The following is a 12,552-nucleotide window of genomic DNA, read 5'->3' on the forward strand; positions in this document are numbered from 1 at the left end:
TCTGACGGACTGTAGCGGCAGTATGAGGAATAAAAATTCCATATACAATACAGAATGAAATATCTGTCGCAAATATGTGAACCAGGTAAAACTCCTCATCCTTACTTGCGGGTGCGGGAACGGCTATCGCGAGGCGTGTTATATCAGGCTTGTGAGGGCGATCGCAGGAATCTCGCTGTGGCCAGGGCACCCTGCATGACTGAAACGAATTTTTTCATCCCGATTCCGGCACAATAAAACGTTCCGGATTTCCCGGCCGGTATCCCCCGCCAGACCCGCTGCAGCGACTAAATTTGATCTCACTCGCAAAATGAAATGTTTCTTCTGTAATCATGTTTTATGAAAAATATATTTGTTTATAATCGCCTCACGTTTCAGTTATTCCGGTCGCCTGTTCCGTCGATGACTACATAAGGCGGGATGTCGCGCAGGTCGGGGTCCACCAGCATGTAAGGATGAATATGGGCACAATCAGACTGACCACGGCACAGGCGCTGGTTAAATTTCTGGATAATCAGTTTATTGATGTGGACGGTGTCGAAACGAAGTTTGTCAAAGGCATCTTCGCCATCTTCGGTCACGGCAACGTGCTGGGGCTGGGCCAGGCGCTGGAGCAGGATAGCGGCGATCTGGTGGTCTGGCAGGGCCGCAACGAGCAGGGCATGGCCCACGCCGCCACCGGTTTCGCGCGCCAGTCACTGCGTCGTCAGATTATCGCCTGCAGCTCATCTGTGGGCCCTGGCGCGGCCAATATGATCACTGCGGCGGCGACCGCGACCGCCAACCGTATTCCGCTGCTACTGCTGCCCGGCGATGTCTTCGCTACCCGCCAGCCCGATCCAGTGCTGCAACAGATCGAGCAGAGCTACGATCTCAGTATCAGCACCAACGACGCTTTTCGTGCCGTCAGCAAATACTGGGATCGCGTCAGCCGTCCCGAGCAGCTGATGTCTGCCTGCATTAATGCCATGCGCGTCCTGACCGATCCGGCCGAAACCGGTGCAGTAACGCTGTCGCTGCCGCAGGATGTGCAGGGCGAAGCCTGGGATTATCCGGACTATTTCTTCCAGAAACGGGTACACCGGCTGGATCGTCGTCTGCCCGTAGCGGCACAGCTGGCCGATGCGCTGACGCTGATCACCCGTAAGCGTAAACCGATCATTATCTGCGGCGGCGGGGTGAAATACGCCGAAGCGGGCGAGGCGCTGCGCCAGTTCGCTGAACGCTATCAGATCCCTTTCGCTGAAACGCAGGCGGGCAAAGGTACGCTGGTTTCAGACCATCCCCTGAATCTGGGCGGTATCGGTGAAACCGGCTCGCTGGCTGCTAATCTGCTGGCGAAAGAGGCCGACTTAGTGATCGGTATCGGCACCCGCTATACCGACTTCACCACCGCCTCGAAATGGATTTTCCAGCATCCCGATGTCAGCTTCCTGAACGTTAACGTCAGCAATTTTGACAGCTATAAGCTGGATGGTGTCCAGCTGCTGGCCGACGCCCGCGAGGGGCTGACGGCGCTGACGGCTGGCCTGGCCTCACAGCACTACAGCAACGACTGGGGCAGCCAGATTGCACAGGCGCAGCGCCAGCTGCTGGAGGAGACGCAGCGCGTCTATCAGGTCGCCTGTCACGATGACGACTTTGTGCCGGAGATCGCTGACCATCTTGATCGCGCAGCGGTGTTCGCTGAATTTCGCCGTCTGACGAAGTCCCTGCTGACGCAGAGCAGCGTAGTCGGCACCCTCAATGCGCAGCTGCCAGAAGACGCCGTGATTGTGGCGGCCGCAGGCAGTCTGCCGGGCGACCTGCAGCGCGTCTGGCGCACCCGGGATTACAACGCCTATCACGTCGAATATGGTTACTCCTGCATGGGCTACGAGGTCAATGCAGCACTGGGCGCGAAGCTGGCCCAGCCGCAGCGTGAGGTCTATGCGCTGGTCGGTGACGGCTCCTTCATGATGCTGCACTCTGAGCTGGTCACGTCGGTTCAGGAAGGCGCGAAGATCAATGTGGTGCTGCTGGATAACATGACCAACGGTTGCATCAATAACCTGCAGATGGAACACGGCATGGACAGTTTCAGCACCGAGTTCCGCTTCCGTAACCCGGAGAGCGGCAGACTGGACGGCGGCTTCATCCCGGTCGATTTTGCTGCGATTGCGGCCGGTTACGGCTGTAAAACCTACCGTGTGACCACGCTGGAGGAACTCAACGCCGCGCTGGAAGATGCACGTACCCAGACGGTTTCCACCCTTATTGACATCAAAGTGCTGCCAAAAACCATGATCCACAAATATTTCAGCTGGTGGCATGTCGGCGTGGCGCAGGCCTCGAAAACTGAACGTGCGCAGGCGGTGGCAGAAAAGCTCAACAGCCATCTGGGCCAGGCACGAAAGTATTAATTAAAACCCTTTTTCCTCTTCTCCGTACGAACCCTACACAGGTGTGATTATGACTTTAAGGCTTGGTGTTATCGGTACAGGTGCAATTGGTCAGGAACATATTCGCCGCTGCAGCCATGTGCTGCAGGGCGCCCGGGTTGTGGCCGTCTCTGACATTAACGTCGACGGCGCGCGTGCCGCACTCCAGCGCCTGAACATCGAGGCGGAGGTGTTTCAGAACGGCCATGATGTGATTCAGTCGCCCGATGTCGATGCGGTGCTGGTGACCTCATGGGACCCGACCCATGAAGAGTTTACCCTGGCGGCAATTGCTGCCGGTAAACCGGTGTTCTGCGAGAAGCCGCTGGCGATGAGCGCCGAGGGCTGCCGCCGGGTTGTTGATGCGGAGATCAAGGCGGGAAAACGTCTGGTACAGGTCGGTTTTATGCGTCCTTACGATGCAGGCTACCGTGCGCTGAAAAAGGTGATCACCGACGGCGACATTGGTGAGCCGCTGATGCTGCACTGCGCGCACCGCAACCCGACCGTGCCGGAGAGCTACACCACGCCGATGGCGATTACCAATACCCTGATCCACGAACTGGACGTGCTGCGCTGGCTGACCAGCGATGACTACAAAACGGTGCAGGTGATCTTCCCTCGTGTCACGTCGAAGTCACACGGTCAGCTTAAAGATCCGCAGATTGTGCTGTTTGAAACTCAGAAAGGGGTGCGCATCGACGTCGAGATCTTCGTGAACTGCGCGTATGGCTATGACATTCAGTGCGAAGTGGTCGGCGAAGAGGGCATTGCCCGTCTGCCGGAACCCTCTTCGGTGCAACTGCGCAAAGATGCCCGTCTGTCGAATACCATCCTGGTGGACTGGAAAGATCGCTTTATCGAGGCCTATGACGTTGAGCTGCAGGCGTTTATCAACGATATCCAGGCAGGTCAGCTGACCGGCCCGTCCGCCTGGGATGGTTTTGCGGCCTCCGTGGCCGCAGATGCCTGCATCAAAGCGCAAAACAGCGGTGCCATTGAGCCGGTAGAGATGCCGCCGCGTCCTGCTTTTTACAACTGATTTCGCCCTGAATGCGGCCCGGGAACACGACAATGAACAAAGAGAACGTAAAACTGGCGATCGCGCCGATCGGCTGGACCAATGACGATATGCCGGCGCTTGGCAGTGAAAATACTTTTCAGCAGACGGTCAGCGAGATGGCACTGGCTGGCTTTACCGGCAGCGAAGTCGGCAGTAAATATCCCCGCGACCCGGCGATTCTGAAACCGATGCTCGACATTCGCGGTATTGAGATCTGTAACGCCTGGTTCAGTACCTTTTTCGCCCGTGGCGACAGAGAGAAAACCCTTAATGAGTTCATGGAGCATATAAACTTCCTGCATGCGATGGGCGCGCGGGTGGTTGGCTGTTCAGAGCAGAGCAGAAGTATTCAGGGCACCGAACTGGCGGTATTTGAACAGAAACCCGTTTTCACGGATGAAGAGTGGCGCTTAACCGCAGAAGGCTACAACGAGCTGGCGCGGATCGCGGCGGAGAAGGGGATGCGCGTGACGCTGCATCATCACATGGGCACCGGTATTCAGACCACGGAAGAGATCGATCGCTTTATGGCGATGACCGATGAGCAGGTCGGTTTGCTCTACGACACCGGCCATGTCTACTATTCTGAGGGCTCACAGCAGAAGATGCTGGCAGTGCTGGAAACGCATCTGCCGCGTATCTTCCACGTTCACCTCAAGGATGTGCGTGATGAGGTGGTCGCCGACGTCCGGGAGAATCATCTTTCGTTTCTGGAAGGCGTTAAAAAGGGCACCTTTACCGTACCGGGCGATGGCGTGATCGACTTTACGCCGGTGTTCAGGATTCTGGATGATTACGGTTATAAAGGCTGGATGGTGGTGGAAGCGGAACAGGATCCGGCGCTGGCGAATCCCTTCGAATATGCGGTGAAAGCCCGCAGATATATTCGCGAGAATGCAGGTTTATAAAACGGTTTTAAGCTGACAGGCTGACTTCTCTGCCAGGCAGGGAAGCCAGCCAGCCGATTTACTTCAGAGTAATGCTTTTCACAATCGCATCAGCGTCGCTCTGCGCCTGCTGCTGATTATCGCCTGGCAGCGTAATCTGCAGTGTCACGAGCTTGCCATCAACTTTCGCCAGAATCACCGAAGACCAGGAGGTCTGATTGTTGGCGGAAATCACGGTATCCAGCTGCTGCGCCGGCTGATCTTTCAGCGTCACAGATTTGTTCGACACGACCTGCAGCTGCGGGTCACGGTTACGCTGCTGCTGCTCCATACGCTGTGACAGCACATCCAACCCGTCGCTGGTTGGTTCGCCCGCAATCACGATAATGGCGCGTGCGCCGGTTTCATCCGCATAGACGTGCATATTGGTGGTCTGTGAACCCAGCTTACCGCTTTTATCTGACATGCCGGGTGGCAGTGAGAAGCTCAGCTTGCCATCCATCAGCGTGACGGTCTGCGCTGACTGACTGGCGCTGACGCCGTTGTCATTCGCCGCGTCCTCTTTCTTCTGGTCACAGGCCGCTAAGCCCAGTACCAGTAAACTCATTCCTACATATTTCACCAGCTTGCGCATCAGAATCCCTTTTTCAGTTTCCGGTCAGGCACTAATACAACAGGAATCAGGCTGCAAACGCAACCTGATGATTGTCAGAAGATCTTAGCGGATAATTGCCGGAATGGCAGGGTGGCCAGTCGTCGGGTGAGTCAGACGCCTGTTTGTCCGTCAGTCCCTGACGTCTGAAGAACCCGGCTTAGCCGAAGTTGACCTGGCGGGTGGCCTGACGTTCGGCCAGTCGTTTCAGCGCCGCATTGAGCAGCACACCATAAGCGGGCAGGAAGAAGACCATGCAGATCAGCACTTTGAAGCTGTAATCCACCAGGGCGATCTCGACCCAGTGCTGCGCCATAAACGCATCGGGGCTCTTGTAAAAGGCAATAAAGAAGAAGGCCAGCGTATCGCTGATGTTACCCAGAAACATGGCGCAGCCCGGTGCGGCCCACCACTGGGGCAGACGGCGCAGACGGTTGAAGACGTGAACGTCAAGGATCTGACCCAGCGCGTACGCCATAAAGCTGGCGCAGGCGATACGGGCGACAAACAGGTTCATCTGTTCCAGCGCCTGCCAGCCCTGCCATTCACCCTGATAAAAGAGGGCAGAGATGCCATAGGAGATGAACAGCGACGGGATCATTACTGCCAGAATAATGCGTCGGGCCAGCGGTGCGCCAAAGATACGCACGGTGAGATCGGTCGCCAGGAAGATAAACGGAAAGCTGAACGCGCCCCAGGTGGTGTGGAAACCAAAAATGGCAACCGGCAGCTGGACCAGATAGTTACTTGAGGTGATCACCAGCAGGTGAAACAGCGATAACCAGAAAAGCGCATGCATGCGCTGACGTGAAGAAAATGCGAGCATAGTCGACCTTTTTAATGTTGGGGTGAGGGAACCCATTGCGCGACACCGTTCGAGCGGTGACGGGCAGTTTTATGAGCAAAAAGCGGCGGCATCTTACCGCGTTGTGCTTTTTATGCAATGGTTAATTTTAACGCAATCGTTATCGCCTTGCGTCGCCGCCTGCACGCGCTAGAATGAGCGCCCCTTACCTGAACCGAGTCGATTATGAGCGATGCTTTTTCCTCTGCCGACCATCAGCTGGATGCCCGCGGCCTGCGTTGCCCGGAGCCGGTCATGATGGTGCGCAAAACCGTACGCAGCCTGCAGGATGGCGAGACATTGCTGATCATCGCCGATGATCCGGCTACCACACGCGATATTCCTGGTTTCTGTCGCTTTATGGAACACGGCCTGCTGGCACAGCAGACCGACACGCTGCCCTATCAGTTTCTGATCCGCAAAGGCATGGCGGGTTAACGACGGCGGGCCAGACCGCCGTTAACCTCCCTCTTCAGGCACGTCGCCGCAGTAACCGCAGCGCGTTGGCGGTGACCAGCGCGGTGGCCCCTGAATCGGCCACGACCGCCAGCCAGAGTCCGGTCAGCCCCAGCAGGGTGGTGACCAGGAAAATCGCCTTTAATCCCAGCGCAATGCCGATATTCTGACGGATAATGCGGCGGGTCCGGCGGGCCAGCGCAATCATGGGTGCGAGGTGGCCGAGCTGATTTTGCGTCAGGGCCGCATCGGCCGCTTCCAGTGCCACATCGGTGCCGCTGCCCATCGCAATTCCCAGGGTCGCCGCCTTCATGGCGGGCGCATCGTTGATGCCATCCCCGACCATCGCCAGCGGCTGTTGCTGACTCCGTTCGCGCACCGCCGCAACCTTGTCGGCAGGCAGCAGGCTGGCGCGATAATCAATCTGTAGCTGGCGCGCGATCGTGGCGGCGGCCCGCGGGTTATCCCCGGTCAGCATCAGGCTTTCGATTCCCAGTTTTTTCAGCGCCTGCACCGCAGCGGCCGCGTCGTCGCGCAGCCGATCGCGCAGCGCCAGGGCACCCAGTACCTCATCCTTGCGCAGCAGCACGACCAGGGTTTCCCCTTCCGCTTCCCGCTGCGCAATCTGCGCGCGTTGCGCCGCCGTCAGGCCGGGTGCATGCGCGGGTGCCAGCAGCTGCACCTGCTGGCCTGCGATGCGGGCACTGATGCCGCGTCCCGCCAGCACCTGCTGATCGTGTGCCTCAGGCAGCGTCAGATGGCGTGTCTGCGCGGCCGCCACGATGGCGCTGGCCAGCGGATGCGTTGCCCCCTGTTCCACGGCGGCGCTCAGTGTCAGGATCGCTGTCTCGTCGCCTGCGCCAAACCGCAGGATCTGCGTCAGTTCGGGCTTGCCCAGCGTCAGCGTGCCGGTTTTATCAAACGCAATGCAGCGCAGCGAACTCAGCCGCTCCATCGCCGCTCCGCCTTTAATTAGCGCACCCTGACGCGCCGCCGCCGCCAGCCCGGACGTGATGGCGGCCGGAACAGAGATCACCAGCGCACAGGGGCAGCCAATCAGCAGCAGGGTCAGCCCTTTGTAGATCCACGGCTGCCAGTCGCCTGCGCCAGAGAGCGGCACCACCACCATTACCAGCAGCGACAGCAGCATCACCAGCGGCGTATAGATACGACTGAAGCGGTCGATGAAACGCTCAACCGGGGCGCGATGCGTTTCCGCTTCTTCAATCAGCTGCAGGATACGATCGATTGCGCTCTCACCGGGCTTCGACACCACTTCCAGCTGCACCAGCCGGTCAACGCTGGTGACACCGGCAGACAGCGTTTCGCCGCAGCTCCGCGTCACCGGCAGGGATTCGCCGGTCAGGGCGCTCTCGTCGAAACTGGCCATCGGGCTGAGTAAGCGGCCATCAACCGGTAAACGGCTGCCCGCCGCGACTTCAATGACGTCGCCGGGTTGCAGCGCGGCAACCGACACCTCAACACCTTTGCCCTGTTGCAGGCGAATCGCCGATTCGGGCCGCAACGCCATCAGGCGGGTGACGCCGCTGCGCGCCCGCGAGGCGGCGTAACTTTCCAGCCGTTCGCCCAGCTGAAACAGGACCAGCACCATCGCCGCTTCTGCGTGTGCGCCAATCATCAGTGCGCCCGCCGATGCCACGGTCATCAATGTCTCAATGGTAAACGGCGATCCGCTGCGCAGACGCTGCCAGGCTGCGCGCGCCACCGGGAGCAGGCCCGCCAGCGTGGTCACCACAAACAGGCGATCGCCCCAGACCGGCGCAAGCTGGCTGAGCAGGGTGCTGGCGAGTACCAGCAGCGCCAGCACAATCAGCATCCGGTTTTGCTGCCAGTCTGGCGTGACCGGTGAGCCGGAGGGAGAAGAAGGAGGCGCCAGCCGGAATCCGGCTTTTTCCACGGCCTGTTCAACCGCGTTCTGCACATCGGTGTCGGCGCTGACCATCAGCTTCTCGCTGCTGAAGAGGACGCGGGCGTCGGTGACACCACTTACCTGACGAACAGCGGTTTCAACGGTGCGGGCGCAGGCGGGACAATCCATTCCCTGAATCTGCCAGCTAAAGGGATAAACGCGGCCTCGCCGGTCACTTTCCTCTGCCGCGTCGGCGTCACTGCCGCCACTGCAGGCGCTGTCACAGCAGCACTCTGCCTTGTCCGACGTCACAGGTGTAGCAGCCTGGAGGGAAAGAGTGAGGGGATGAGCCTGGGGCACCTGGCACAGCGGTTTTACGGCAGTGTGGCTGGCGCGGGGTTTGCCACAGCCACAGGCATGGTGATGTTGCATACGACCTCCGGATAAAGGGATGAGCGACGCTGCCCATCCCATCATCCTACACTCTGGAGTCGACTCCAGAGTCAAGGCGCTTTTGTCAGACCACCCACAGCGAGCGCACGATCATAAAGTGCCCGGCAAAGTAACAGGCGGCGACAATGGCGCTGTCGGCGGTGAAGCGACGACGATAGTGCGAAAGGAACCAGACGACATTGGCCAGCAACAGCAGACCGGCACCAACCATGATAGAGAAGCTGTAATCGGTCGGACGGAAGAAATACTGCTCAGTGGCGATCCACGTCATCACCAGTGTCATACCGATAAAGGTACAGACAGGCCAGCGCAGATCTTCCAGCCGGCTCCAGATGATAGCGATCACGGCAGCACCGATGATCAGCAGCGTCAGCGGAATCGGCCAGAAGAAGGTCATGGTCATACTGGCAGCGAAGCAGAGCGTATAGAGCAGGTGCGACAGGAAAAAGGCCCCAATGGCATAGAGCATCTGCTGACGCGGCAGCAGCGTTAACGCATCACCAATCAGCGTGGCGACCAGACCAGCCAGAATCAGATAGTCTGTGCTTTGCAGCACCGGGGCCTGCCAGGCGAGTCCGACCAGCAGCAGCAGGGTGACCGGTTTAAACAGCCAGCGCTGCCATTGAGGGCCGCGATAGCTGGCATCGACATAGAGCCAGCCGGAGAACAGGACAGCGAGGAAAGACCAGAGCATTGTTTCTCCCTTTTTTACTCAGAATGGTGAAAGATCCCAAAATATCCCTTCCAGTTTAGGTTACGCCTCTGCGATGTGACAATCAGGCAACTCTGGTTGTATGCTTTGCCGCCTGATTCCTCTTCACCGCTACGGGAATGCGATGAGTAAACCGCCGTTAATCTTTGTTATCGTCCTGGCGATCATCGCCGTGCTGGCGACCCGTCAGTTTATCAAGCAGCGCCGCGAAGGCGCGGTGAATGACGCCGCACCTGCGCGTTCTCTGCAGGCCGAGGTCCGCAGCAAACGCGAATTCCCGGCGCCCAATCGTCGTTCACGTCAGCGCGAAGTCATTGCCGGGGAAGAGATGCGGTATGAGGTGCTGTTTCATCCACTGAACGGGGCCAGCGATATCAGAGTGCAGCTAAAGGAGGGCGAGTATCATCAGCTGGATAAAGGTGCCAGGGGAGAGCTGACGATGCAGGGAACGCGCTTTATCCGTTTCACGCCCCTGCAGTAAACCACGTGCAGAATGCCTGCCCGCGCTATTTTTTGCGTGGGAAATGCTTTTTCTGCCAGGCCACCAGTTCAAAAACACCGAACAGGAATACTTTGATCTGTGTGGCGCGGTCAATCGGCGGTGCATCTTTAGTCTGCGTTGCGCGCAGCAGGACGAGCTGCAGACCATGCATCATGATCATGAAAAAGAGCGCCACGTTGATGAAATAAGTCAGCGGTTTTGGGTAGGGATGCACCACGTTAGCCAGTAAATATCCCCATACGCATAGCATCAACAGACGCCCCAAATTAAGTAACATCCTGCGTCTCCTGTTGACGTTGATACAAACGATAAGCGACCTGTCCGGCTATTTTCTCGCGATAGAGGTCCCACGCTGGCGGCACCGGCGGCGCGCCATTTTCCACTTCACTTTCTACATAAATCAGCGCCTGATCGGCCAGCCAGTGATTGTTCTCCAGCAGCTGTAACGTCTGCGCCAGGAGTCCCTGACGAAACGGCGGATCGATAAACACCACGTCAAAGGGTTCACCGGGCTGGGCCAGCCAGTTTAACGCATTGGTCTGAATCACGGTGCCATTTGTGGCGCGCAGCGTCTGCAGATTTTTTGTCAGCTGCTGCGCGACCGGACGTTCCAGCTCCAGCAGCGTCGCCGAGCCCGCATAACGCGAAAGGGCTTCCAGACCTAACGCGCCGCTTCCGGCAAAGCAGTCGAGGCAGCGCGCCTCTGGCAGCACGGGGGCCAGCCAGTTAAACAGCGTCTCACGCACCCGATCGGTCGTCGGACGCAGTCCGGCACTGTCCGGCACCGGCAATTTACGTCCGCGCCACTGGCCGCCAATGATGCGAATCTGCCCGGCACCGCCTGTACTGCGGGGGTTTTTATTCATCTTGCTCACAACTCGTCATAATTTGTTGCGTAGTTTAACGGGCGAATCGGCGAGAAGAAACGTTAAAAAAGGGTGCTGTGGTGAGCTGGCAGGAAAGTGTTAGACTACTGAGTTGCTGAAGTCATGCATTATTCTGTGGTTTACGCCGGTCTGGCGCTGACTAACTTTCATTGATTTACCCCTGGAAACCACGCGCGACCAGGACAAAGCCATCGAGGAGTGTCGTCACACAATGGCAAAAGAGAAAAAACGTGGCTTTTTTTCCTGGCTGGGATTTGGCAAAGAGGAAGAGAAACAACCTGTAGCGGAAGAGCAGACCCAGGCAATTGCTGAACCCGCTCCGCAGCAGACAGAACAGGACGATCCGGCACTCCGCCAGGCTGAAACGCAGGCGGAAGAGACGGTTGCTATCACCGAAACGGTGGCTGAACAGCAGCGTGAAGCGGACGTCACCGCTGCCGCGCCTTATGAAGCGGCACCTGAGTTACTGGATGAGGCTGAGCCGGTTGAGGCCGCCCCTGAACACGATACCGCACCAGTTATCGACGCCGACAGCGTGATTACCCCCGTCGCCAACGAAGAACCGGCAGACGCACCGTTAAGCGAAGAAGAGCTGACCGCACTGGCGCTGGGCGACGCCGACGTCGTGGAAACCCCGCATCGCGAAGAAGAGGCGCCGCTGTCCGAGGATGAACTGACCGCGCTGGCGCTGGATGACGCTGACGTCGTGGAAACCCCGCACCGCGAAGAAGAGGCGCCGCTGTCTGAGGATGAACTGACCGCGCTGGCGCTGGATGACGCTGACGCAGCGCAGGCGGCACCCACAGAGCCGTCAGCAGATACCGTCAGCGACCTTCCGCTCGCCGCCGCGCCACTCATCGCGCAGGAGCAGGAGCGTCCGGGCAAAGAGGGCTTCTTCGCCCGCCTGAAGCGCAGCCTGGTGAAAACCCGACAAAACCTCGGTTCCGGTTTTGTCAGCCTGTTCCGTGGCAAAAAGATTGATGATGATCTGTTTGACGAGCTGGAAGAGCAGCTGCTGATTGCCGATGTCGGGGTGGAAACGACGCGCCGCATCATTGCCCATCTGACTCAGCAGGCGAACCGCAAGCAGTTGCGTGATGCGGAAGCGCTGTATGGTCTGCTGAAGGCAGAGATGGCCTCAATTCTGGCGAAAGTTGATGCGCCGCTGGACGTCTCAGGCAAAACGCCGTTTGTCATCCTGATGGTAGGCGTCAATGGTGTCGGTAAAACCACAACCATTGGTAAACTGGCGCGCCAGTATCAGGCTGAAGGTAAGTCAGTGATGTTAGCGGCGGGCGATACCTTCCGTGCGGCGGCGGTTGAGCAGCTGCAGGTGTGGGGCCAGCGCAACAACATTCCGGTGATTGCACAGCATACCGGTGCAGATTCGGCATCGGTGATCTTCGATGCGATTCAGGCCGCCAAATCGCGCGGCGTTGACGTGCTGATCGCCGATACCGCGGGTCGTCTGCAGAACAAATCGCACCTGATGGAAGAGCTGAAAAAAATCACCCGCGTGATGAAAAAGCTGGATGAGTCAGCCCCGCACGAAGTGATGCTGACGCTGGATGCCAGCACCGGACAGAATGCGGTCAGCCAGGCCCGACTCTTTAACGAAGCGGTCGGCCTGACCGGGATTGCGCTCACCAAGCTGGACGGCACCGCCAAAGGCGGCGTGATCTTCTCGGTGGCCGATCAGTTCGGTATTCCGATTCGCTACATCGGCGTCGGAGAAGGCATTGAAGATTTACGACCGTTTAAGGCGGACGATTTTATTGAGGCACTGTTTGCCCGAGAGGACTAATT

12 protein-coding genes are annotated in these 12,552 nt (G+C 58.4%); 6 read left to right on the plus strand and 6 right to left on the minus strand.

From position 1 onward, the window contains the following. Nucleotides 1-461 precede the first annotated feature (461 nt). From iolD to iolE, 3 genes are read left to right on the plus strand one after another with little or no spacing between them, the layout of a single operon-like run. A complete protein-coding gene (iolD, locus tag RT657_RS13220; RefSeq protein ID WP_313654995.1) occupies nt 462-2,402 on the plus strand; it encodes a 3D-(3,5/4)-trihydroxycyclohexane-1,2-dione acylhydrolase (decyclizing) in 1,941 nt (646 codons plus the stop codon). A 49-nt stretch (nt 2,403-2,451) separates the two neighbouring features. Next, nucleotides 2,452-3,462, plus strand: coding sequence for a Gfo/Idh/MocA family oxidoreductase (locus RT657_RS13225; RefSeq protein ID WP_313654996.1), 1,011 nt, complete (start codon nt 2,452-2,454; stop codon nt 3,460-3,462). Between the two features lie 32 nt (nt 3,463-3,494). Beyond that, a complete protein-coding gene (gene iolE / locus RT657_RS13230) occupies nt 3,495-4,391 on the plus strand; it encodes a myo-inosose-2 dehydratase (RefSeq protein ID WP_313654997.1) in 897 nt (298 codons plus the stop codon). Nucleotides 4,392-4,449: 58 nt separating this feature from the next. On the opposite strand, the gene RT657_RS13235 is transcribed toward iolE, so the two are convergent. Both RT657_RS13235 and RT657_RS13240 read right to left on the minus strand, forming a co-directional pair. Beyond that, entirely contained in the window at nt 4,450-5,004 is a 555-nt protein-coding gene (locus tag RT657_RS13235) for a DcrB family lipoprotein (protein WP_313654998.1), read from the minus strand. Nucleotides 5,005-5,182: 178 nt separating this feature from the next. Then, a complete protein-coding gene (locus tag RT657_RS13240) occupies nt 5,183-5,848 on the minus strand; it encodes a 7-cyano-7-deazaguanine/7-aminomethyl-7-deazaguanine transporter (RefSeq protein ID WP_313654999.1) in 666 nt (221 codons plus the stop codon). A 204-nt stretch (nt 5,849-6,052) separates the two neighbouring features. On the opposite strand from RT657_RS13240, the gene tusA reads away from it, so the two are divergent. Next, on the plus strand, nt 6,053-6,304 hold the full coding sequence (tusA, locus tag RT657_RS13245) for a sulfurtransferase TusA (RefSeq protein ID WP_010253330.1): 252 nt from the start codon (nt 6,053-6,055) through the stop codon (nt 6,302-6,304). A 34-nt stretch (nt 6,305-6,338) separates the two neighbouring features. Here the strand turns inward: tusA and RT657_RS13250 are convergent, their stop codons facing one another. Both RT657_RS13250 and RT657_RS13255 read right to left on the minus strand, forming a co-directional pair. Further along, the gene (locus RT657_RS13250; RefSeq protein ID WP_313655001.1) at nt 6,339-8,624 is read right to left on the minus strand and encodes a zinc/cadmium/mercury/lead-transporting ATPase; all 2,286 of its coding nucleotides are present in this window, start codon (nt 8,622-8,624) and stop codon (nt 6,339-6,341) included. 85 nt (nt 8,625-8,709) lie between these two features. Beyond that, nucleotides 8,710-9,339, minus strand: a complete 630-nt coding sequence (locus tag RT657_RS13255) for a lysoplasmalogenase (RefSeq protein WP_313655002.1) — start codon at nt 9,337-9,339, stop codon at nt 8,710-8,712. Between the two features lie 142 nt (nt 9,340-9,481). On the opposite strand from RT657_RS13255, the gene RT657_RS13260 reads away from it, so the two are divergent. Further along, on the plus strand, nt 9,482-9,838 hold the full coding sequence (locus tag RT657_RS13260) for a DUF2500 domain-containing protein (RefSeq protein ID WP_313655003.1): 357 nt from the start codon (nt 9,482-9,484) through the stop codon (nt 9,836-9,838). A gap of 25 nt (nt 9,839-9,863) precedes the next feature. Here the strand turns inward: RT657_RS13260 and RT657_RS13265 are convergent, their stop codons facing one another. Continuing rightward, nucleotides 9,864-10,136, minus strand: coding sequence for a DUF1145 family protein (locus RT657_RS13265; protein WP_313655005.1), 273 nt, complete (start codon nt 10,134-10,136; stop codon nt 9,864-9,866). After that, nucleotides 10,126-10,725 (minus strand): 16S rRNA (guanine(966)-N(2))-methyltransferase, encoded by a 600-nt coding sequence (gene rsmD, locus RT657_RS13270; protein WP_313655006.1) that lies wholly within the window; start codon nt 10,723-10,725, stop codon nt 10,126-10,128. The genes RT657_RS13265 and rsmD overlap by 11 nt, the downstream gene beginning before the upstream one ends. A 232-nt stretch (nt 10,726-10,957) precedes the next feature. Here rsmD and ftsY point away from each other — a divergent pair, with 232 nt between their 5' ends. After that, complete coding sequence (gene ftsY, locus RT657_RS13275; protein WP_313655007.1) at nt 10,958-12,550, plus strand: signal recognition particle-docking protein FtsY; 1,593 nt, start codon at nt 10,958-10,960, stop codon at nt 12,548-12,550. Nucleotides 12,551-12,552 lie beyond the last annotated feature (2 nt).

The organism is Pantoea sp. (assembly GCF_032114055.1).
In the GTDB taxonomy this organism is placed as follows: domain Bacteria; phylum Pseudomonadota; class Gammaproteobacteria; order Enterobacterales; family Enterobacteriaceae; genus Pantoea.